Source organism: Bacteroidota bacterium (assembly GCA_016722565.1).
GTDB lineage: Bacteria > Bacteroidota > Bacteroidia > 2-12-FULL-35-15 > 2-12-FULL-35-15 > 2-12-FULL-35-15.
In genome coordinates this window covers 604731-628557 of record JADKIU010000002.1, presented here as the reverse complement: position 1 = coordinate 628557, position 23827 = coordinate 604731, and the positions used below count along the sequence as shown (strand labels likewise).

Sequence of the window (23827 nt, the reverse complement as noted above, 5' to 3'; positions counted from 1 at the left end):
ATGACAATTACTTTTTCTAAATATCAGGGAACAGGAAACGATTTTATCATTGTTGATAATCGCGACATGAAATTTAATCGTGCCGACAATGCATTGGTGGTAAGGCTATGCGACAGACGTTTCGGGATTGGTGCCGATGGTTTGATGTTGTTGCAATCGAAAATCGGTTACGATTTTGAGATGGTGTATTACAATTCCGATGGTAACGAAAGCAGTATGTGTGGAAATGGTGGACGTTGTATTGTTGAATTTGCAAGAACCTTAGGATTGGTAAAAGAGAAAGCACATTTTTTAGCCACAGATGGCGAACACGAAGCGGTTGTAAAACCCGGGTTCATCAGTTTGAAAATGAACAATGTTAGCAAAGTAGAAATGAATGCAGCCTTTTCCTTTTTGAATACCGGCTCGCCTCATTACGTTGCTTTTGTAAATGATGTAAAAAATTACAATGTTTTTGAAGAGGGCAAAAAAATAAGATATAACGAACGCTTTTCAGAAAAAGGAACAAATGTGAATTTTATTGAAAAGGACTTGAACGATTTGTTTGTAAGAACGTATGAGCGAGGAGTAGAAGGTGAAACCTATTCGTGTGGAACAGGGGTCACAGCAGCGGCTTTGGTGGCAGCATTAAAAAATGTTTCTACCGGACAAGATTATTGTGATGTAAAAACATTGGGTGGGAATTTGAAAGTGAAATTTAAAATGCACGATGACCATTCCTTTACGGATATCTGGTTGGAAGGTCCTGCTACTTTTGTTTTTAAAGGTGAAATTTCAGTTAAATGATTCAGGAAAAAACAACCTATCAACTTAAAGTGAATCCATCGTTTGATGAGAACGACTTGTTAAAAGGCGTTTTTATTGCTGTGATTCATGCTACGCGCATTCCTCCGCACATTGGAATGATTGTGGATAAATCCTATCATTCGCTTTCGATTAAAGGACAAGATATCAATACACCTGTAGCAGCGATTATCAAAAATTCAAACATCCGAAAAATTCCTTCCCTGTTTATAAAAATAAAATCACATCCAACTTTTAGTGATGTGTATTTACGCGAACATTTTATTACAAACATTCAGCAGTTCGAACGAGTAGATATTGGAGTTGCAACTTGCTTAAGTCCGATTAAATTGTTTTTTGAAGAAGTGTATCATCTGCCGATGCACAATGTCAACTATCTTTATGAATTGCTTCCTGTATTGGAAGCCAACGGATTGATTGAATCGGTGAGTGCCATCCATGTTGACATTGCTTCGTATCAATTGCCGGTATATACCAATAAAGAAATCAATGCCGGAATCGAACAAGTGAGAAAAGAATTTAACCCGCAATCATAATGAAGTTAAAAGGAAAAATTGTTTCACTTCGGGCCATCGAGCCTTCCGATATTGATGTTTTATATCAATGGGAAAACGATACCGAAACCTGGAATGTGAGCAATACACAAACACCGTATTTGTGTTTTGTTTTGGAACAATACATTGCCAGCGCACACCAGGATATTTATTCGGTAAAACAATTGCGATTGATGATTTGTAATGAAGAAGAGCGTGCTGTAGGAAGTATTGATTTGTTTGATTTTGATCCCAATCATTTACGTGCCGGTATCGGAATATTGGTTGCCGATAAATCCGACAGAAAAAAAGGATATGCGTTTGATGCATTGAACGTTTTAGTGGATTATTGTTTTTCCATTTTAAATCTTCACCAACTCTATTGCAACATCACCATCGATAATGAAGCCAGTATTTTGTTGTTTCAAAAGCAAGGTTTTCAGGTGACAGGAATTAAAAAACAATGGGTGCGCGATGGAGATGTCTATAAAGATGAATTATTGCTTCAGAAGATAAAAGGGTAAAATTCATGAGTTTCTCCACCCGCAATATTCTTTCCTTCATCCTTTTTTCGATTGTAATTCTTACCATCGTGTATTGCGGTGATCCTTCTCCAAAGGAAGCCTTAAAGGAATCTTTGCCGACAGCTACTGGTTATTTAAATCACCATGATTCAGCCAAATATGTGGGGATGAGTCAGTGTAAACTTTGTCACCAAGACATTTATAATTCTTACATTCAAACTGGAATGGGGAAAAGTTTTGAGCATGCGAGCAAAACAAAAAGCGCAGCAAAATTTTCAGCACATACCGTCATTTACGATAAGTATCAAGATTTTTATTACCATCCATTTTGGGAAGGCGATAGTTTGAAAATTATGGAGTTTCGCTTAAAAGGGAAAGACACCATTCATAAACGCATTGAACGCGTTGATTATATTATCGGTTCGGGACATCATACCAATTCGCACATTACAAACTCCAACGGTTATTTGCATCAAATGCCAATGACTTTTTATACCCAAAAACAAAAATGGGATTTTCCTCCCGGATTTGAAGATGGATTTAATACGCGTTTCTCCCGCAAAATCGGATTGGAATGTATGAGTTGTCATAATTCACTTCCCGACTTTGCAGAAGGCTCCGAAAATAAATTTAATGCATTGCCGGAAGGGGTGAGTTGTGAGCGCTGTCATGGACCAGGCAGCATTCATGTGCAGCAGCGTTCCACCGGTTCTAAAATTGATACATCTAAATACATTGATTATTCCATTGTGAATCCCGGCAAACTTCCGATTGATTTGCAATTTGACGTTTGTCAGCGTTGCCACTTACAAGGAAATACTGTTTTGAAAGAAGGGAAATCCTTTTTGGATTTTAAACCTGGTAAAAAATTATCGGATTATATGACCACCTTTTTGCCGCGGTATAAAAATGCGGATGATGAATTTATCATGGCTTCGCATGCGGATCGATTGAAACAAAGCAAATGTTTTATCAATAGCTACAAAGAAGAAACGGATAAAACATCTTTACGACCGTATAAAAATTCATTGACCTGTGTTACCTGCCACAATCCGCATGTGAGTGTGAAAGCGACCGGAAAGGAAATATTTAATACGGCATGTAAAAATTGTCATAGCACTTCAACCAAGAATGGCTTATGTTCAGAAAAGGAAGTGGTAAGAGCGAAGGTGCAGGACAATTGTGTGAGTTGCCATATGCCCAATTCAGGTTCAATTGATATACCGCATGTGACGGTGCACGATCATTACATTCGCAAACCGATGAAAAAAGAGGAAATACAAAAAGTAAAAGAGTTTATAGGATTGTATGCCATAAACGAAAAAAATCCAAGTAATTATACCAAGGCAAAAGCCTATATTCAGCAATACGATAAGTTCGAATACAAGACGCAATACCTTGATTCAGCTGCGTTTTATTTGTCGGATAAAACAAAGGAGGATGTGGAGCAAAATTTCGAATTACTCGTGCATTTGAATTTCATCAAACAGGATTACAAAAAAATTATTGGGTACCTCAATCAAGTAGGTAATATCGATCGACTGAAAAAACCGTTGAATAAAAAGTCGTGGGACAATTCAAATGCTTGGACAGCCTATAGAATAGGAGAGGCGTATGCCTCACTTGGGGATTTATCATCGGCATTTAGCTTTTACAGCAGAGCCATTGATTTATCACCTAAAAATCCGGAATTCAGAAATAAATTGGCCGGTGTGATGATGGCGATGGAACGTTATGATGCAGCAATTAGTGTTTTGAATTATGTGGTGATTGAGAATCCGAATTATACACCTGCACTGAACAATTTAGGCTATGCCAATCTCCTTAAAGGAAATGTTTTGAAGGCAGAAGAACTTTATAACAGAGCACGAAAGTTAGATCCCGATTATGAATCATTATTGATGAATATAGCTGGATTAAAAATTTATCAGAAAAAATATAAGGAAGCAGAAGAACAGTTGAATACTATTTTAAAAAAGAACCCGAAAAATGAGCAAGCAAAACGGGTTTTAAGTCAATTGAAAGCACTAAAATAATATCTTTAGGTCTTTATTTTAAGCAGAATGGCAAAAGGAAAATCCTCATTTTTAAAAAAAATCATCATTGCGACACTCCTCATTATTATTGTGGTTGGTGGAGTAGGAGGTTATTATGCCTATAAAACCATTTATCAATCGAATGTTAATTTAGGAGATAAAAAATCGGAGATCATTTACATTCCAACCGGTTCAACGTTTGATGATGTGATTCGCATATTGGGAGAAAATAACATTCTTAAGAACCGTTCGACTTTTGAGCTATTGGCAGAAAAGAAAAAGTATAAAAATGCTGTGAAGCCCGGTAAATATCGGATTCTGGCAAATATGAGCAACAATGCATTGGTGAATCTGTTAAAAGCCGGAATTCAGGAACCCATCAAAATTAATTTCAACGGATTGCATACGGTGGATGAATTGTTATTAAGAGTAGGAAGACGCATTGAAGCAGATTCAAATGCATTGCATCAAGCGATTCGCGACAATGGCTTTTTGAGTAAATATGGTTTCAATCAGGACAATGTGCAAGCGCTGTTTATTCCTGAAAATTATGAATTCTACTGGAATACTTCTGTGGAGGAATTTTTTGATCGCATGGCCAAAGAATATAAATTTTTCTGGAACGAGGAGCGGAAGAAAAAGGCGAAAGCGATTGGGTATTCGCAAACAGACATTACTACGTTAGCCTCCATTGTGCAAGGTGAACAATGCTGCGACAATGACGAGAAAAAAATCATTGCCGGTTTGTACCTGAATCGTTTAAATGATGGAATGGCTTTACAATCGGACCCTACTGTAATTTATGCGATTGGCGATTTCACGATTCAGCGTGTTTCCTTCGAACAAACCCGAGTGAATTCTCCCTACAATACCTATGTGAATAAAGGATTACCTCCCGGACCGATTGGGTTTGCTCAGCAATCGTCCATTGATGCTGTTTTGAATTATGAAAAAAGCGATTATATGTATATGTGTGCCAAAGAAGATTTATCCGGAAAACATTATTTTGCGAAAACGTATGAGCAGCATTGTGTCTATGCAAAAAAATACAGAGATGCGTTGAATGCGAAGAATATCCATTAATCGTAGGAGTTTAAATCTTCAGTTGACATTTTAGAAAGAATTATTAATATTATATTTGCCCTTTAAAATAGAGATTATGACAAAAATTAAATTTGGAACAGACGGATGGAGAGCCATCATCGCGAAAGATTTTACAGTTGACAATGTTGCTCGTGTTACAATTGCAACTGCAGAATGGGTGAAAAGTAATTTTGGTAAACCAAGTGTGGTAGTCGGCCATGATTGTCGATTTGCCGGTGAACTATTTGCTGAAACAACAGCAAAAGTTCTGGCGAATGCGGGAATTAAGGTGTATTTGGCAAAAGACTTTGTTTCAACTCCTATGATTTCATTGGGTGCAAAAACCCTTGGAACTTCCTTAGGAATCATTATAACGGCATCTCATAATCCTCCTTCTTACAATGGTTATAAGTTAAAAGGTCATTTTGGCGGACCATTATTACCGGATGATATTCAAAAAATAGAAGACATTATTCCAGCCACTAATAATGTGGATGTAGAAAATCTTTCGGTTGCTGATTTTGTAAAATCAGGAATGATTGAATACGTGGATTTAGAAACGATGTATGTGAACCATGTGGAGAAAAACTTCGACATGGATGCGATTCGTAAAACAAAAATGAATTTTGCCTACGATGCAATGTATGGTGCAGGGCAAAATGTGATGCGCAGGTTGTTGCCGGATATCACCTTTTTGCATTGTGATTACAATCCAGGATTTGAAGGACAAGCACCGGAACCAATCCACAAGAACTTGATTCCTTTTTCTACGTTAATTTCAGAGAGTGGAGATATTGATTGCGGTTTGGCAACAGATGGTGATGCGGATCGGATTGGTTTGTACAATGGCAAAGGCGAATTTGTGGATTCACATCACATCATCTTGTTATTGATTAACTATTTGGTTACTCAGAAAAAAATGACAGGAAAAGTGGTGAATGCATTCTCAGTTACACCACGTGTAAAAAAGATGTGTGAGCATTATGGCTTGGAATATCAAGTGACAAAAATCGGATTCAAATACATTGCAGGAATCATGGTTTCGGAAGATGTTTTGTTGGGTGGAGAAGAGAGTGGTGGGATTGCCATCAAAGGACATATTCCGGAGCGCGATGGAATTTGGATGGGTTTAACCATTTGGGAATACATGGTAAAATCTGGAAAAACGTTGGATCAATTGATTGAAGAGATTTATAAAATTGTGGGTGCTTTCAAGTTTGAACGCAGCGATATGCACTTAAAAGAAGAAGTGAAACAAGCCATTGTAGAAAATTGCAAAAACAATACCTATACCTCTTTCGGTCCGTATAAAGTAGAACGCATTGAAACGGTGGATGGCTGGAAATACTTCTTTGCGAATGATGAATGGATGATGATTCGTGCGTCCGGAACAGAACCGGTATTGCGAAATTATGCAGAATCAGCAACCACCGAAAAAGCATTTGCTATTTTAAAAGCGGTTGAAAAAACACTCTTAGGATAAGTTTAAACCAAAAAGCCACTGATGAAGTGGCTTTTTTTTATTTCAAATTCATATGTTTCGTCACAAAGGAAAAACAAGAACGTTTAAACACAACCTGCGGTTGGCGGCCTTGCTTTCGTTTATTGCCGGTATTGTTAACATAACCGGTGTTTTGCAGTTAAAAGTATTAACAACAAATGTGACAGGTCATTTTGCATTTTTTGCTGAAGAGTTGGTGTTGAAACATTATAGTCTTGCGATGAGCTTTTTGTTGTTGATTTTTGCATTTCTTTTGGGCTCATTTTCTTCGAATTTTCTGACGGAATACTTTCTTAAAAAAGGGAAAACATCGGCTCATAAATATCCGATGCTTTTAGAAATTAGTTTGCTCTTCATTATCGGTACCTGCGGAACGATGCTGATTGAAAAAGGTTTCTCAGATACGATTGTTGCGAGTATTCTTTTGTTTGCAATGGGTGTTCAAAATTCTCTGGTGACACAAATTTCAAGCTCAACCGTTAGAACGACTCATTTAACGGGCTTGTTCACCGATTTGGGGATTGAATTGTCGCAACTCTTTTTTTACAAACGTAAAGAGCAACGTGAAAAATTAACGCAAAGTATTGAGCTGCGATTGGCGATTATCAGCTGTTTTTTTCTCGGTTGTGTGCTCGGTGGCTTTTTATATTCTTATCTGTCATTAGGGATTCTTATCTTGGCTTCCGCCTTTCTGGCGGTGGCAATTTTATATGATGTATTACTTTTTAACTATTACAAATTGTATCGAAAAAGACGAAAAAAATTTTAACAACAACCCGAACAAACCTTTCCCTATTTTGTTTATTACCAAACCGTATTTGTTTATGAAAAAGAATTTATTTTTTGTTCTCCTTTTATGTCTTTCTCTTTCTGCTGTTGCTCAGAATGGAGTTATAAAAGGAAAAGTATTTAATACCATTAACAACGAAGCCATTCCATTTGCTTCAGTAGGCATCACTTCCTTGTCAATTGCAGCGACAACCGATTTGGATGGAAATTATGAATTGAAAAACTTAACACCTGGTTTGTATAATATTACAGCTTCTTTTGTGGGTTTCAGCAAAAAAACAATTTTTGAAATTCAAGTAAATAATTTTACCCCAACGGTTTTAAACATTGGCTTGGATGAGAAAACGGATAGTTTAGCTGTTGTAGAAGTCACCGCTTCCCCTTTTAACAAAACAGAAGAAAGTCCAGTTTCCCTCCGCACCATTGGTTCTTCTGAAATCGACCGGAATCCCGGAGGAAACAGAGATATCTCCAAAGTGATTCAGTCGCTGCCCGGAGTAGCCTCTACCGTTTCTTTCCGTAACGATATTATCATTCGTGGTGGCGCGCCCAATGAAAATCGATTTTATCTGGATGGGATTGAAGTGCCGAATATCAATCACTTTGCTACGCAAGGTGGTTCCGGTGGACCCGTTGGGATGATCAATGTTAATTTTATTCGTGAAGTGGATTTTTATGCAGGCGCTTTTCCTGTAAACCGTGGCAATGCCTTGAGCTCCGTATTTGATTTTAAAATGAAGGATGGTAATTCTGAAAAGCTTGTTACAACAGCAACATTAGGTTCTTCCGATATAGGTTTGACCTTGGATGGTCCGATTGGTAAAAAAACAACCTTTATTGTTTCCGCCCGAAGATCTTATTTGGGTTGGCTATTTAAACTTTTGGAATTACCTTTTTTGCCCATCTATAATGATGCTCAATTCAAAGCAAAAATCCGATTAAACGATAAAAACGAAATTTCCTTTATCGGCTTGGGTGCTTATGATGATTTTAAATTGAATTTGGATGCGAATGAAACCGAACAGCAGAAATACATTTTGGGTTATTTGCCGGTGAACAAACAATGGAATTATGCTTTGGGAACGAACTATAAACATTACTTCGAAAAGAGTTATTTGACATTGGTTGTGAGTCGAAATCACCTAAACAATCGTTCGTATAAATACCTTAACAACGATGAAAGCATCGACACGAATAAAGTGCTCGATTATGTTTCTCAGGAAATCGAAAACAAAGTACGTATCGAAAACACCTATCGTAACAATGGATTTAAAATAAATGTGGGTGCAGGTTTTGAAAATGTAACATATACCAATTCGACCTTTAATAAGATCACCACACCTGGAGGAACGGTTCTCATTGATTTCGACTCCAAATTGAATTTTAATAAATATTCGGCATTCGGACAAATCAGTAAAGTATTGTTTAATCAACGGATGTTGGTTTCATTGGGTGTGCGGACCGATTTTTCGGATTACTCAACAGCGATGAGCAATCCGTTGAATCAACTATCTCCTCGTTTTTCTTTGGCATTCAATATTACTGATGCTTTCAGTTTCAATTTTAATGCAGGCAGGTATTATCAGTTGCCGGCCTACACCATTTTAGGTTATCGTGATTCGGCAGATGTATTAACAAATAAAGCAAATTCAGTTACCTATATTACCAACGATCATTTGGTGGCGGGCTTCGAATACAATACAAAAATTAATACTAAGATTTCAGTTGAAGGGTTTTATAAAAAATATTCCAATTATCCGTTTTCACTTCGTGATTCGTTGTGTTTAGCTAACCTGGGAGGTGATTTTGGAGTGATTGGCAATGAACCGGTTGTTTCTCTTTCGGATGGACAAGCCTACGGAATAGAGTTTTTGGTTCAGCAAAAGTTGTTTAAAGGATTTTATGGTATTGTTGCGTATACCTGGGTGAAGAGTCAGTTTCAAGATAAAAACGGAGACGACAAGCCTTCCGCTTGGGATAATGGGAACATTGTTTCAGCAACGTTCGGTAAAAAATTCAAACGCAATTGGGAGGCAGGATTTAAATGGCGTTATCAGGGCGGTACACCATATACTCCGATTGATGTTCAAACATCCTCACTGAAGTCGGTTTGGGATTTAAATGGAAGAGGGTTGACCGATTATTCTAAATTGAATGAAAATCGTTTGAGAGCATTTCATCAGTTGGACATGCGTATTGATAAAAAGTTCTTCTTTAAAAAATGGTCGTTGGACATCTATTATGATTTGCAGAATGTTTACCGCGCGAAATCCGATCAACCTGCCATCTTAGTGTTGGATAGAGATGCCGATGGGAATGCACAAACCGATCCGGCTAATCCGGCCGCTTACAAAACAAAGTTGATTGATAATTCTTCGGGAACTTCACTTTCAACCTTAGGAATCATCATTGAATTCTAAAACAAAAAAGCCACTGAATCTCAGTGGCTTTTTGTTTATTCTACATGGACAACCAATCCTTTTAGATATTCACCTTCGGGATGAAAAATATTCACACAGTGGTCGGGTGGTTGTGAAAGGTGATGCAAGATTCTCACATTTCTTCCTGCTTCAATCGCTGCTGCCATCACGGTACTGTTAAACGTGTTTTTGTCTACTACCTGAGAGCAAGAGAATGTAAATAACAATCCACCCGGTTTAATTTGTTTGATGGCTTCATAATTCAATCGTTTATAACCCATAATGGCATTGTGCTTCACATTTTGATGTTTTGCAAATGCAGGAGGATCCAACACAATGATATCGTACGTATTTTCGCGATTCTTTAAAAACTCAAACGTATCAGCAACAAAAGAAGTATGATTCTTCAATTGATTCAATGCTGCATTTTTATCGGTCAGCTCAATTGCTTTTTTCGAAATATCGGTTGAGTGTACTTCTTTTGCTCCGGCAGCAGCTGCATAAATTGAAAATCCTCCTGTATAACAGAAAGTGTTCAACACCACTTTATCTTTTGAATAATGTGCGAGCAATTCTCTGTTTTCTCGTTGATCGATAAAGAATCCGGTTTTTTGTCCGCCTTCCCAATCCACTGAAAATTGATGTCCGTTTTCCAAAGCGATGGTTTCATTGGTAGCGTTCTCACGTTTCCATAAATAGCCGTTTGGTGCTTTAATAGGAGCATTCTTTGGCATCGTTTCTTCACTCTTATCATAAACGGCATTTAATTCGTCTCCGTAAATTTCTTGCAGTGCTTTCACAAATTCATGTTTGATTAAGTGCAAACCAATCGAGTGGGATTGCAATACGGCTGTCCCGTTGTAATAATCAATGATAAAACCCGGTAATCCATCTCCTTCACCAAAACACAAACGGTAACAATTGGTAGCTGGATTTTTTGTTAGATTTAATTGTGTTCTGAAATCGTAGGCTTTTTGAATTTTGCTTTTCCAAAATTCATAGTTTGGGTTCACTTCCGTGAACGAGAACATGCGCACAGCAATGGAACCAATTTGATAATGACCCATTCCCAGAAATTCTTCCTGCACAGAATACACGGCAACAACATCGCCTTCTTTTACATCATCGCCTTCGTAATCGGGAGGCAGACTGATTTTTTTGATCGCGCCAGAAAATACCCAGGATGAAAACGTTTGATACTATGATCTTTGCCGTTGGCTAATATTACTTTGATAAATTGGTCGGTCATAAATGGGTTGTTTGTGCGAAAATACGAAAACTATTAGGTAGTTAAGTAAAGTAAATTCTGCTCGTTGTATTTTAATGCATCATTATCAATCATTACTTGGATGGTATGAATGATTTTATCTTCATGCACATCGGTGATGGAATTGATGAGCATTTTTAATTCCATAGGATGAAGGGTCAACAATTCTTTTATCTGTGTGCTGATGCGTTCGAATTCATCTGTATGCAATACTTTTCTTTTCTCCTCTAAACAGATATCACATTGTCCGCACGGTGCCGTTTCAATTTCACCAAAGTAGGCGAGTAGGAGTTGACTTCTGCATTTATGGGTGCTTTCGGTATAATTCAAAACGGCTTCCATGCGTTGGATGGCACGTTTTTTTAGTGATGAGAAATTTTCTTTCGAAAGAGATAAATCTTTTGTATCCACGCGAGGCATGGTGAAGGTTAATTGGGGCAACTCCGTTTGTGGAGCATAGGTAATAATTTTATTTTGATGGAGGTAGTTGAGTCGTTTAACAACATCATCCAGTTTGATGTTTAATTTTTTAGCCAAATCAAATTCGTTGATTTTTTCAAAATTATCAAACAGTCCGGCATAATTGCGCAACAGCATTTTGATAAAGGTATCGAAAGCAGGATTAGAGATTTGAAACTTGTACAAATCTTCACGGTTTAATTCCAGTTTGATGCGAGCAGGTTGAAAGAATGCATCCGAGAGCGAGATATAACCTTCCCGTTCAATAAATTTCAAACAATTAAATACCGTGATGGGTTGGAGTTTATAGTTGTCGCAAAACGTTGAAATATCAAAATTAAAGGTGTTCCCTAATCCAGAACCGGTAGGCATTTGATAGAAATTGGCCAATGCCTGGTAGGTCTGACGAATTTCATCCATTTCCGGAAAGCTGGTTTCCACATTTCGTTGCAATTCTATTTTATCACCGTTGTTGTACAATAAAATCGCAAATGCTTTTTGTTCATCTCTTCCTGCGCGGCCGGCTTCCTGGAAATAAGCTTCCAATGAGTCGGGTAAATCGATGTGAACCACAAATCGCACATCGGGTTTATCGATTCCCATTCCGAAGGCGTTGGTGCAAACAATTACTCTTGATTTATTATTGATCCAATTGCTTTGTTTGATGTCGCGGGTTTTGGCATCTAATCCAGCATGGTAGAAGTCAGCTTCAATTTTATGACTTCGCAAATAACTGGCGATGTCCTGTGTTTTTTTTCTGTTGCGAACATAAACAATTCCTGTTCCCTTTACATTATTGGCAATCTTTACTAAGCGTGCCAATTTATCTTCTTGATTCAATAAGATGTAAGCTACATTTTTACGTTCAAAACTAATTTGAATGACATTGTTTTTTTTGAATTGTAATTTCTCTTGAATGTCTTTTACCACTTCTTTAGTAGCTGTTGCGGTTAACGCCAGTACTGGGACTTTCGGTAAAATTTGGCGAAGCAATTCAATCTTTAAATAACTCGGACGGAAATCATAGCCCCATTGAGAGATGCAATGTGATTCATCAATGGCTATGAGATTCACATTCATTTTTTGCAAACGCACTTTTACAATTTCCGTTTCCAGTCGTTCGGGAGAGAGGTAAAGAAATTTGATGTTGCCATGAACGCAATTGTCCAATGCAATATCTATTTCGCGTTTGTGCATGGCAGATGTGATAGCAATGGCTTTGATTCCTTTTTTGACAAGGTTTTCAACCTGATCTTTCATCAAAGCAATCAATGGTGAAATCACGATGCAGATGCCGTCTTGGCACAATGCGGGTACTTGAAAGCAAATGGATTTTCCGCCACCCGTTGGTAGAAGGGCAAGTGTATCCTTTCCATCTAAAACGGATTGGATGATTTCTTCCTGCGAAGGACGAAAGGAGCGGTAGCCCCAATATTTTTCTAAGACCTCGTGTGCGGTTGGCATTTGCATACGAATTTACGAAAATATGGCATGATGGAACGCAGATGATGCTGATAAAAAGCATTTAAAAAAGGACGAAACTAAAAACTCCAGATGGTAATTTTTCCTTTGTATTTTGGTTTTGGAGGAGGAGGATTTTTACGAATTTCGATAAGCCATTCAATGGATTTATCGTACGACTTAAAAACTTTATATGCTACTTTCGGTTTGTAAAATTTGAAATAGAAATCGGCCATCAGCTGATAGGCTAAGTTATCTACAATGATTGCAACAGCTAAGAACGGTTGTTCCGGTTCAATTAAAATGCTGTATTCTTTGGCTTCCTTGGTGATGGTTACAAAATGGTCGAAGGAGATTAAAATGGGATGTTTTTCACCTTTTGTAATTTCGAGTAAGGCTCTTTTTTCCTCGATTTTTTCTTTAACATCAATGGTTTGTCCTTCCAGATAGCGCACATGAACAATCCCTTGTGTATCAAGTGTGATGTTCATGCTCGTTAAAGATATTGTTTGCACAATATCGTCCTGCTTTAATGCCATTCTGTTATGGGTATGCTTAGCTGTTCATTTTATCCAGCACGAACATAGGAGTTATTTTAGAGCATATCAAGAGAAAAATGAAAACTTAATGACAATTATTTGTTAGAAAATAGTTTCTCAAGGGCAAACATTTCATCTCTTAAGCGCGCAGCTTCCGCAAAATCAAATGCTTTGGCAGCCACATCCATAGCTTTGCGTGTTCGGTTAATGGCTTTCTGAAGTTCTTCCTTACTCATGTATTGAACAACAGGATCGGCTGCATAATTGATTTCTCCGGTTTCAACATACGGTCGGGCTAAATTTCCTTTTGAGTCGACAATCACGGATGTTTGTCCCATGATGGATGCTTTCGATTTATTTAATGCGGTTGGCACCAAATTATGTTCAAGGTTATAGGCAATTTGTTTTTGTCTTCTTCGTTCGGTTTCATCAATGGTTCTTTTCATTGAATCCGTAATTTTATCGGCATACATAATTACTTTACCGTTGATGTTACGGGCCGCTCTTCCGGCAGTTTGTGTCAATGCTCTGTCGGAGCGTAAAAAGCCTTCTTTGTCGGCATCTAAAATTGCGACTAACGACACTTCCGGTAAATCCAATCCTTCTCTCAATAAATTGATTCCAATCAATACATCAAATTTCCCTAAGCGTAAGTCGCGTAAAATTTCCACACGTTCTAACGTATCTACTTCGGAATGGATGTATCGGCAACGGATACCGATGTTTAGCATGTACTTTTGCAGTTCTTCAGCCATTCGTTTGGTGAGGGTGGTTACGAGGATGCGTTCGTCACGCTTTGCCACTTTATCAATTTCTTCCAGCAAATCATCAATCTGATTGATGCTTGGTCTTACTTCAATAATCGGGTCGAGTAATCCAGTTGGTCGAATCACTTGCTCTGCAACAATGCCTTCGGATTTTGTTAATTCATATTCAGCCGGTGTTGCACTTACGTAAATGAGTTGATGGATCAAGGATTCAAACTCTTCAAATTTTAGCGGTCGGTTGTCCATTGCAGCCGGTAAGCGGAAACCGAAGTCCACTAAGTTTACTTTTCGGGAGCGGTCGCCACCATACATGGCTTTAATTTGTGGCAAGGTCACATGGCTTTCATCAATCACCATTAAAAAATCATCGGGGAAATAATCCAAGAGACAGAATGGTCGTGAACCCGGTAATCGGTTATCAAAATAGCGGGAATAATTTTCGATGCCGGAGCAATAGCCCAATTCACGCATCATCTCAAGGTCGTAGGTAACTCTGTCCTCCAAGCGTTTTGCTTCCAGGTGTTTCCCGATTTCTTTAAAGTAATCTACTTGTTTCACCATATCATCTTGTATTTGATGAATGGCACTTTTCATGGTTTCCGGACTTGTCACAAAGATATTGGCCGGGTAGATGGTAACACTGTCGAGTTTCTCTGTGCTTTTACCTGTGCTGGTTTCGAAGTATTCGATTTCTTCAATTTCATCGTCCCAAAATGAAACACGAAGCGAAACATCGGCATACGCCAAATTAATATCTACAGTATCTCCTTTTACTCGGAAGTTACCGCGTAGAAAATCTTCGGTTGTGCGGGAGTATAAACTTTCTACTAATCTGTGCAGGAATTTATTTCTAGAAATAATTTCTCCTTTTTGATGTTGATGACATTGCTTCTGAATTCTACCGGATTTCCAATACCATAAATACAAGAAACGGATGAAACCACAATCACATCTCTTCTTCCGGAAAGGAGGGAAGAGGTTGTGCTCAAACGTAATTTTTCAATTTCATCGTTGATGGCTAAATCTTTTTCGATGTAGGTATTTGTGCTGGGAATAAAAGCTTCAGGTTGGTAATAGTCGTAATAGCTGACAAAATACTCCACTGCATTGTTTGGAAAAAACTGTTTGAATTCACCGTACAATTGAGCCGCTAAGGTTTTGTTATGGCTTAAAATTAACGTAGGCTTTCCGGTTTGTTGAATCACGTTAGCAATTGTAAATGTTTTTCCGGAGCCGGTTACACCTAACAAGGTTTGTGCAGGCACATTTCCGTTTACACCATCTACTAATTGTTTGATTGCAGTCGGTTGATCACCGGTGGGTTGAAAGTCTGAGATAATTTTGAATTCCATAGAGGTGTAAATTTACGGAATAATTTCTATCTGTCATATGGAGTTTAGTAGAAGGATAGGACTCTCTTATAATGCGAATTACGAAAATGAAGATCTCTCCACGTTGGTCGAGATGACCGTTCTAATTGCTATTTGACTTGTTACTGGGGATTCGAATGCGTATTCCAAATTCTCCAAGCTTCCTCGGCTTGGTGTTGAAGCATGGAGTAGCCGTTTACAGTGGCTGCACCTTTTGCTTTTCCGCGTTTTAAAAATTCGGTCTCCGCAGGATTGTAAACCAGGTCGTACAATAAATGAGTTGGTGAAAGGAATTGGTAGGGGATATCCGGACAAGCATCCACATTTGGAAACATTCCCAAAGGCGTTGCATTGACGATGAGTTTAAATGCGTTGAGCATGTGTTCGTTTACTTCATCGTAGGTAAATTGGTTATTGGTTGTTGGTTGTTTGTTAGTTGATTTATTGCGTGTCACAAAGTAGCAATCAATTCCAATCTCTTTTAAAACATATTCCACTGCTTTTGAAGCACCGCCTGTGCCTAATATCAACGCTCTTTCATGTTGTGATTCTAAAAAAGGTTTGATGGATTGTCTAAAGCCAAACGCATCGGTATTGTATCCTATAAGTTTCCCTTCTGAAATTTTAATGCAATTCACCGCGCCAATTTTTTTTGCAGTAGCATCCAGTTCATCCAAAAAAGGGATCACTGTTTCTTTATACGGAATGGTTACGCTTAATCCTTTTAATGTCGGATTGTCTTTGATCAATAGGGGGAATAATTCAATTTTATCAATTGGAAATGCGTGGTATTCCGAATTCAGAATGTTTTCTTTTTGAAATTTTTCAGTGAAATATTTTTTTGAAAACGAGTGGGAGAGCGGATAGCCGATCAGTCCGTATGATTGTATCATTTTAAATACGATTGATTAAAAAATTGTTTTTTGAACCACAACTCAAAAGCGGGATCAAGGAATTCATACACCCCATTTTGTTCATGAATCAAATCGTTGTTGATGAGGATGTCTTTGTTTTTACTCACATTATTTGGTGTTCCCAAATTGTAGTGTTGCATCACCGTGGTACTGGTGAATTTTGTTTCTTCTTTGGCAACTGCTTTCAAAAGATTCAATTGGGTGTTGCTGATGCTTTCTACTTCTTTTTGGTACAACGGAGTGTTTGCTTGTATGAGTTCTTTTAACGCAGCATTTACTTCCGTTGCGGTAGCTTTTTTTGATGTAATGTTCCAGGTATAATGTGCCAGCTGTTGTACATACCAGGAATGATTTTTCATCAATTGAGGAATGAGGATGGCAACGGTTTCGGGAATTTGTTTGCCGGAGGATTCAAAACTTTTGCAAATGAATTTCACCCATTTCGCAGTTTCTATTTTGGGTAATAAGAGGATATCCCCAAAGCGGTAAAACGGTTTTGACGGGCTATTAAAGATATCATTCATCATGTGTCGTTTGCTGCCGTAGAGGCAATACGTTACATTTTTTTGTCGCTGCCACGAGGCGCGCATTTTCTTTTCAAAATCTTGGTAGTCGGAAAAATTGGATAAGTTTTGAAATTCATCGAGGCAGATGATAAACTTAATGCCTTTCTTTTTTGCGATGAGCTCAGGCAGGTCGAGGATTTCATGACTGTGTTTTTTGAGTTCTTTTACGTCAAAGCTCAGACTAAAATCGGCTTCATCAAAGCCTACATTAAATTTCGGAATTAGTTTTTTAAAGAATTCTTTACCGGTTCCCATCCATTCCTGCCATTTGTTGGAGGAAGCTTTGATGACTTCACGGGCATAGAGTTCCAGAAATTCTTCTTCGGTGCTTACAGAAAAAAGGTCGATGATAATGGTTTTGACGTTTTTTTCTTTTTTTCGGATGTCGACAATTACTTTTTCAACCAAGGAGGATTTCCCCCAGCGTCTAGGAGAAATGAGTGTGGTGTTGATGCCATGCATTAAATTGCTGCGCAATTTTTCTGCTTCCTGTTCACGGTTGGTGAAGGAATCGGTGCTGACAGTTGTTCCGTAAGTAAAAGGAGATGCGTTCATTTTTTTATACTGAATGGTATTATACTAAATGGTATTATACTCAAAGGTATAAAATAATTTGATTCCTCAAAATGATTTTAGGATTTTGTTTTGCTCAGTTTAGCTTTTAGTACTTCAAAAACAATCGGAAGTACAGAGATAAACACAATGCCGATGGCCACTTTTTCGATGTTGTTTTTAATCCAAGGAATTTCTCCAAGAAAGTAACCGGCAAGGGTTAAGCTGCCAATCCAGATGATACCGCCCAAGACGTCAAACGACAAAAACTTTTTATACTGCATTTCAGCGATGCCGGCAACAAACGGTGCGAATGTTCTAACGATAGGAACAAAACGTGCCATGATAATTGTTTTAGGTCCGTATTTATCAAAGAATGCATGTGTTTTGGTTAAGTATTCTTCCTTCACCAGTTTTTTGCCACGGATTTTAATTTGCAATGCCTTGAGTCCGATTTTTCGACCAATCCAATAATTGGTATTGTCGCCCAGAACAGCGGCAGCAAAAAGAAGGCCTAATAAAAAGAAAATGTTTAAAAACGGTTCACCTGTTACCGAATTGATTTGGTTGGCAAACAATCCTGCAGTAAATAGGAGGGAGTCGCCCGGTAAAAAAGGCATGATTACCAATCCGGTTTCAATAAAAATAACCAGGAATAAAATGATGTACACGACATCACTGTAATTTTGAAACAACCATTCAAAATCAAGATGAAGGATGTGCTTGAATAATTCAACCATTAGTATTTCGTGATAGAAGGATCAATTTCCGTTGACCAGGCGATGATTCCGCCTTTTAGGTTATACACATTGTTAAATCCACTGGCTTCAAGCGCTTGGCAAATTGCTCCGGAACGAGCACCGCTTCTGCAATGAATAATCACTTGTTTGTCTTTCGAAATCTTATCTAAATTATCCATCACTTCGCCCATTGCAATGTGTGTTCCTCCGATTTCACAAATTTCCAATTCATGTTCTTCACGAACATCAATCAATTGAAAATCGGCATTGCTGTCTTTTAATTTCTTTAATTCGGATACAGTTATTTCTTTCATAATTCTATTTTAAATCTTTTAATTATTCATTCGTTTGTTTCAATTCAGCAGGTAAGTGGCTAAAAAAGGTGTCGCCACGTAAGCCTAAGCGCAATGTTTCTAATGGAATCACATCATCGTAGGAAATGTTTCCCAAGTTTACATTGGAGCCTAATAATTTTAAAAACCATACCTGTTGTGCTTTGATGGGTGCTTCCCATAAAATGCTGTCGCGGTCTACTTTTGCTAAAATTTTATTGATCAATAAGGTGTGTGCGCTTCCATTGGCACGATAAATACCAACGTTTCCGCTTTCGCGGGCTTCAGCAATCACTTTCCAGGAGCCGGCTTGCAATTCTTTGTTCATCATCGAAATCCACATCGCAGGATGAATGATGATGCCTGCTTCTTTGGAACCTACTTCCGAAAAGACCGTAAAGTTTTTAGAAAGTTTGTTGATGTATTCGCATTTTTTATCGTGCGCCATTACGATGGAACCATCCGATACTTCAGCACAATCCAGTTTTAATTTGTCGAGCAGTTTCATGTAATCATCAAACATGTTGCGTACAATAAATGCTTCGAACAACGTTCCGCCAACATATACTTTCATTCCAGCATCGCGGTACATTTTTATTTTTTGTTCCAAGTTTGGAGTCACATACGAAGTACCAAACCCCAGTTTGATGATGTCAGTTAAATGTCCGCTAACCGACAAAAAATCTTCTGCTTGTCGGATGCTCAAACCTTTGTCCATCATCATGGTTAACCCTTTGCTGCGGGGTTTCGATTGACGTTCGGGAATGTATGGTAAATCAAAGTTCATATTTTTAATGTCTTAATTATGGTATTTTTTTCTATTCTTAATCACCGAGTCACCTAGTTACCTAGTTACCTAGTTACCTAGTTACTTCTTATACGATTCAATCAAATCGGTAATACTTGAGTTCTCTTTTAATTGCGGCAAGTAGTCGAACAATTCGTTGTGTTTTTCGTAATTTAATTTTAATGCATTTTGCAAAAAGCTCAATGCTTCTTGTTTTTGTCCGATGCTCATTAAGCAGGCAGAGATGCGGTAATGCAATTCTGCATTTTGAGGATGGTGTTTAATTCCTTCCGCCAAAATTTCCAGCGAGCCGTTTTTATTTTCTTGCTCAAACAACAAGTTGGCATAATCCAACCAGATTTCAGCATTGTCGGGATCCAGTTCAATTACTTTTTTGAAGGAGTTTTCCGCATCTTCATAAAACTGCATTTTTTGTTGCAATTCCCCATAGATGTACCAATATTCTGCATTTGTTTTATCCAGCTCAATTGCTTTTTTAGCATAGTGTAAAGCTTCCGCACTGTTGCTTTGCGAGTCTAATACAATGGCAATCCCCAACCAAGCATCAGCCAGTTGTGGGTTCAATTTAATGGCTTTGTTATAATAAACCAATGCATGATCAAAATCTTCTTTTTTCTCATAACATTCGCCAATGTAATAAAAGGTGATGGCATCCGGATCTTCCACTTTAAGTGTGTCTTTATACACTTCAATGGCTTCATCCAAACGGTTTAAATTTGCAAGAGAATTGGCTTTGTTAAAATAAGCCGATGCAAAATCATCTTGTATAGCAATGCAATAATCGTAGGCATCAATTGCTTTTTCATACATACCCAAGCGGTTGTACGAAACGCCCAGGTTGAACCAGGCTGTAGCAGTATATGGATGTTTGTCAACAAAATCGGAATAATATTTTACGCTTTCTTCCGATTGGCCGTTTAACTCGTAGCAAAAAGCAAGTTCATACAAAGCCACTTCATTTTCAGGATTGGCAGCCAAAGCTTTTTTGAGATAGTAGATGGCATCATCAAACTTAGCGGTATTTTCGAATTCGAAAGCCATTGCCAAATAGATTTCATCAAGCTCTTCCGAATTTTCGGCAGCTTTTTTATAATTTTCGATGGCCTGGTCGGTTAATCCCATTTGACTATATATAGAACCTTTGGTCATATATAGTTCCGTGTTGGAAGGTTCAATGCTTTCAACGTACGATAATATTTCTAAGGCTTTTTGGCTTTGGTTGGTAGCTGCCAGAATTTGAGCTTTTCTCAACAAGAAAACGGTTGAAAAGGGATATTGTCCAATTGCAAACTCAATAGCAGCTAAAGCCCGTTTGGAATTGTTTTTTTCAAAATAATAATCAATCACCTCTTCTAATTCTTCCGCATCAAAAAAATATTGTTTGTTGTTGGTAATCATTTCCTCAAAGCGATCCACCAATATGAGGGTATATTGTGCGCCTTTATTCTCGTTTTCTCCAAATTCTTCACTCATCGATCTATAATTTAAATGGTGTATAAAATGCCCTTATTATCGGGCATTTTTAAAATTAAAGCGAAAGTACTAAAAAATGCTCAAAAATGAACTATAGTTTTGAACAGATAATGGTTGATTGTTTAGAATTAATTATTTAAAATCAATAGCCAAACCTGTATCTTTGTGGGCTTAAAAATTAGAGACAGAACCCTATGACATTAATTAAATCAATTTCAGGAATCAGAGGAACCATTGGCGGTAAACCCGGTGAAGGATTAAGTCCGATTGATATAGTGAAATTTACAGCCGCATATGCTACTTTTATTGCGAAAAACGCAAAAAAGAAAACCATAAAAATTGTGGTTGGAAGAGATGCCCGCATTTCCGGTGAAATGGTTAACAATCTGGTATTGGGGACTTTGCAAGGAATGGGCGTTGATGTGGTTGACATTGGTTTGTCCACAACACCTACCGTTGAAATTGCTGTACCTGAAGAAGCTGCTGATGGAGGAATTATTTTAACAGCCAGTCATAATCCCAAACAATGGAATGCGTTAAAACTATTGAATGCCAAAGGTGAATTCATCAATGAGCAGGATGGAGAAGAGGTTCTGCAAATTGCTGATACAGAAGGATACACCTTTGTGGATGTGAATGCTTTGGGGAAAGTAACGAAGAATGATACCTATTTTCAAAAACACATCGATAAAATTTTAGCCTTATCCATAGTGGATGTGGAAGCGATTAAAAAAGCGGATTTCAAAGTGGTGATTGATTGTGTGAATTCAACCGGTGGAATTGTGCTTCCTCAATTGTTAAAAGCGTTGGGCGTGAATCAGATTGTGGAATTGTACTGCGACCCAACAGGAGAATTTCCGCATAACCCGGAACCTTTGCCTGAAAATTTAAGAGACATTGCCAAAGCTGTTAAAAAAGAAGGTGCAGATGTTGGAATTGTTGTCGACCCGGATGTTGACCGTTTGGCCTTGGTTTGTGAAGACGGTGAAATGTTTGGCGAAGAATATACTTTGGTGGCTTGTGCCGAATATGTATTAAATAAAAGAAGTCCGTCAGAAAAAGCTTCCGGCAAAAAAGGAAATACCGTTTCGAATTTATCATCCACTCGTGCTTTGCGCGATGTGACAGAGAAGCACAACGGCAAATACAGTGCTTCGGCAGTAGGGGAAGTGAATGTGGTGAAAATGATGAAAGAAACCGATGCCATCATTGGTGGTGAAGGAAATGGAGGAATCATTTTACCGGAATTGCATTATGGAAGAGATGCCTTGGTGGGCATTGCTTTGTTTTTGTCACATTTGGCGAAATACGGAAAAAGCTGTTCGATGCTCCGTTCCACCTATCCGGATTATCACATCTCAAAAAATAAAATTGAGCTGACACCGGACATAGATGTGGATGCGATTTTGGAAAACATTCAAAAGAAATACGCCAAACAACCAATCAATACGATTGATGGTGTGAAGATTGAGTTTGATAAAGAATGGGTGCATTTGCGCAGATCAAATACAGAAGCAATTATTCGAATTTATTCGGAAAGTGAAAGTGAAACCACTGCAGATAATCTGGCGAAAAAAATAATGGCAGATATCCGTGAATTCATAAAAATGCAGCAAATTACTGCTTAGACGTATGCGTTTTAATGATAATATTGTGTTTGCATAGAAAATGAACAAAAACTAAAGTATACACTTAAAGAGATGAAAATTTATTTCGACAATGCCGCTACTACTGCACTTGATAAAGAAGTGTTGGATGCGATGCTGCCATACATGACCGAGCATTTCGGGAATCCTTCTTCCATCCATTCTTTTGGAAGAAAAACTCGTGCTGCCATTGAAGGCGCTCGTAAAATTGTAGCCAAATCATTAAATGTTTCGCCTTCTGAAATCTTTTTTACTTCCGGAGGAACCGAAGCCGATAACATGGCCATTCGTTGCAGCATTCATGATCTTGGAATTAAACATGCCATAACTAGTAAAATTGAGCACCATGCCGTTTTGCATACCTTGGAAACATTAGAGCATGAAGGCTTAATTAAATTGAGCTTTGTGAATACGACTCCCAATGGTCATATCGACTTAAATCACCTCGACCAATTGCTAAGTCAAAATGAACGAACATTCGTTTCGTTGATGCATGCAAACAATGAAATCGGGAACCTGATTTCTTTGGAAAAAGTGGGTGAGATTTGCGCAAAATACGATGCTATTTTTCATTCGGATACTGTTCAAACCATGGGACATTATGAAATGGATTTACAAAAAGTAAATGTTCATTTTGTAACCTGTGCGGCTCATAAGTTTCACGGACCCAAAGGTGTTGGCTTTTTGTATGTCAACAGCAAAATAAAAATCAATCCATTGATTTATGGTGGTGCGCAAGAACGCAACATGCGTGGTGGAACCGAAAATTTATACGGCATTGTAGGATTAGGCAAAGCAATGGAAATTGCAATGCGTGATTTGCATGCACACCAACAACACATCACTGAATTAAAAACCTATTTTGTAGAACAACTCAAAGCAAGCATTCCCGGTGTTGAATTTAATGGGTCTTGTTTGGACAATTGTTTATATACCGTTTTAAATGTGCGTTTGCCGCATACGGATAAAGCAGAAATGTTGCTGTTTGACTTGGATATTAAAGGAATTTCTGCTTCAGGTGGAAGTGCTTGCACCTCCGGTAGCGATGTTGGATCTCATGTATTGCGCGGCATTGGTGCCGATGTAACACGTCCATCGGTTCGTTTTTCATTTAGCAAATACAATACAAAAGCAGAAGTGGATGTAGCGGTAAATGCCTTGAAAGAAATTTATGGCGTAAAGGTTCCTGTGACCAATTAATTATATTGAAATGCATAAAGCCTGCGATGAGAGAACCTTGTTG

At 38.0% G+C, this 23827-nt stretch carries 18 protein-coding genes and 2 pseudogenes; 10 read left to right on the top strand and 10 right to left on the bottom strand.

Features of this window, described 5'->3' with window-relative positions; translation table 11 throughout:
• The 8 genes from IPP64_08130 (at position 1) to IPP64_08095 (ending at position 9690) form a co-directional block, all read left to right on the top strand.
• On the top strand, positions 1 to 786 hold the full coding sequence (locus IPP64_08130; GenBank protein ID MBL0329369.1) for a diaminopimelate epimerase: 786 nt from the start codon (positions 1 to 3) through the stop codon (positions 784 to 786).
• On the top strand, positions 783 to 1340 hold the full coding sequence (locus IPP64_08125) for a hypothetical protein (protein MBL0329368.1): 558 nt from the start codon (positions 783 to 785) through the stop codon (positions 1338 to 1340). The genes IPP64_08130 and IPP64_08125 overlap by 4 nt, the downstream gene beginning before the upstream one ends.
• The gene (locus IPP64_08120) at positions 1337 to 1861 is read left to right on the top strand and encodes a GNAT family N-acetyltransferase (protein MBL0329367.1); all 525 of its coding nucleotides are present in this window, start codon (positions 1337 to 1339) and stop codon (positions 1859 to 1861) included. Before IPP64_08125 ends, IPP64_08120 begins: the two co-directional genes overlap by 4 nt.
• Positions 1862 to 1866: 5 nt before the next feature.
• Positions 1867 to 3897 carry a tetratricopeptide repeat protein gene (locus tag IPP64_08115; GenBank protein ID MBL0329366.1) on the top strand — a complete coding sequence of 677 codons (2031 nt, stop codon included), beginning with the start codon at positions 1867 to 1869 and terminating at the stop codon, positions 3895 to 3897.
• 27 nt (positions 3898 to 3924) lie between these two features.
• Entirely contained in the window at positions 3925 to 4980 is a 1056-nt protein-coding gene (gene mltG, locus IPP64_08110) for an endolytic transglycosylase MltG (GenBank protein MBL0329365.1), read from the top strand.
• Positions 4981 to 5056: 76 nt separating this feature from the next.
• Positions 5057 to 6463: a phosphoglucomutase/phosphomannomutase family protein gene (locus tag IPP64_08105; GenBank protein ID MBL0329364.1), complete on the top strand. Its 1407-nt coding sequence runs from the start codon at positions 5057 to 5059 to the stop codon at positions 6461 to 6463.
• Between the two features lie 52 nt (positions 6464 to 6515).
• On the top strand, positions 6516 to 7250 hold the full coding sequence (locus tag IPP64_08100; GenBank protein ID MBL0329363.1) for a DUF1275 domain-containing protein: 735 nt from the start codon (positions 6516 to 6518) through the stop codon (positions 7248 to 7250).
• 55 nt (positions 7251 to 7305) lie between these two features.
• Complete coding sequence (locus IPP64_08095) at positions 7306 to 9690, top strand: TonB-dependent receptor (GenBank protein ID MBL0329362.1); 2385 nt, start codon at positions 7306 to 7308, stop codon at positions 9688 to 9690.
• Positions 9691 to 9725: 35 nt separating this feature from the next.
• On the opposite strand, the pseudogene IPP64_08090 reads toward IPP64_08095, so the two are convergent.
• The 10 genes and pseudogenes from IPP64_08090 to IPP64_08045 all read right to left on the bottom strand — a co-directional run bounded on the left by IPP64_08090 (position 9726) and on the right by IPP64_08045 (position 20938).
• Positions 9726 to 10808 (bottom strand): annotated as a pseudogene (locus IPP64_08090) (class I SAM-dependent rRNA methyltransferase).
• 164 nt (positions 10809 to 10972) lie between these two features.
• Positions 10973 to 12880: a RecQ family ATP-dependent DNA helicase gene (locus IPP64_08085; GenBank protein ID MBL0329361.1), complete on the bottom strand. Its 1908-nt coding sequence runs from the start codon at positions 12878 to 12880 to the stop codon at positions 10973 to 10975.
• Between the two features lie 77 nt (positions 12881 to 12957).
• Positions 12958 to 13416 (bottom strand): hypothetical protein, encoded by a 459-nt coding sequence (locus IPP64_08080; protein ID MBL0329360.1) that lies wholly within the window; start codon positions 13414 to 13416, stop codon positions 12958 to 12960.
• 95 nt (positions 13417 to 13511) lie between these two features.
• Positions 13512 to 15535: pseudogene (uvrB, locus tag IPP64_08075) on the bottom strand (excinuclease ABC subunit UvrB).
• A 140-nt stretch (positions 15536 to 15675) separates the two neighbouring features.
• Entirely contained in the window at positions 15676 to 16443 is a 768-nt protein-coding gene (locus tag IPP64_08070) for a shikimate dehydrogenase (GenBank protein ID MBL0329359.1), read from the bottom strand.
• Complete coding sequence (locus tag IPP64_08065) at positions 16443 to 17588, bottom strand: ATP-binding protein (protein MBL0329358.1); 1146 nt, start codon at positions 17586 to 17588, stop codon at positions 16443 to 16445. Before IPP64_08065 ends, IPP64_08070 begins: the two co-directional genes overlap by 1 nt.
• 77 nt (positions 17589 to 17665) lie before the next feature.
• Positions 17666 to 18325 (bottom strand): VTT domain-containing protein, encoded by a 660-nt coding sequence (locus IPP64_08060; protein MBL0329357.1) that lies wholly within the window; start codon positions 18323 to 18325, stop codon positions 17666 to 17668.
• On the bottom strand, positions 18325 to 18639 hold the full coding sequence (locus tag IPP64_08055; protein MBL0329356.1) for a rhodanese-like domain-containing protein: 315 nt from the start codon (positions 18637 to 18639) through the stop codon (positions 18325 to 18327). Before IPP64_08055 ends, IPP64_08060 begins: the two co-directional genes overlap by 1 nt.
• Before the next feature lie 22 nt (positions 18640 to 18661).
• Entirely contained in the window at positions 18662 to 19444 is a 783-nt protein-coding gene (locus IPP64_08050) for a phosphosulfolactate synthase (GenBank protein ID MBL0329355.1), read from the bottom strand.
• An 81-nt stretch (positions 19445 to 19525) separates the two neighbouring features.
• Positions 19526 to 20938 carry a DUF3808 domain-containing protein gene (locus IPP64_08045; GenBank protein MBL0329354.1) on the bottom strand — a complete coding sequence of 471 codons (1413 nt, stop codon included), beginning with the start codon at positions 20936 to 20938 and terminating at the stop codon, positions 19526 to 19528.
• A 194-nt stretch (positions 20939 to 21132) separates the two neighbouring features.
• On the opposite strand from IPP64_08045, the gene glmM reads away from it, so the two are divergent.
• Together glmM and IPP64_08035 are read left to right on the top strand one after the other, a co-directional pair.
• Positions 21133 to 22566, top strand: a complete 1434-nt coding sequence (gene glmM, locus IPP64_08040; GenBank protein MBL0329353.1) for a phosphoglucosamine mutase — start codon at positions 21133 to 21135, stop codon at positions 22564 to 22566.
• Positions 22567 to 22638: 72 nt separating this feature from the next.
• Positions 22639 to 23784: a cysteine desulfurase gene (locus IPP64_08035; protein ID MBL0329352.1), complete on the top strand. Its 1146-nt coding sequence runs from the start codon at positions 22639 to 22641 to the stop codon at positions 23782 to 23784.
• The last annotated feature ends 43 nt before the right edge of the window (positions 23785 to 23827 follow it).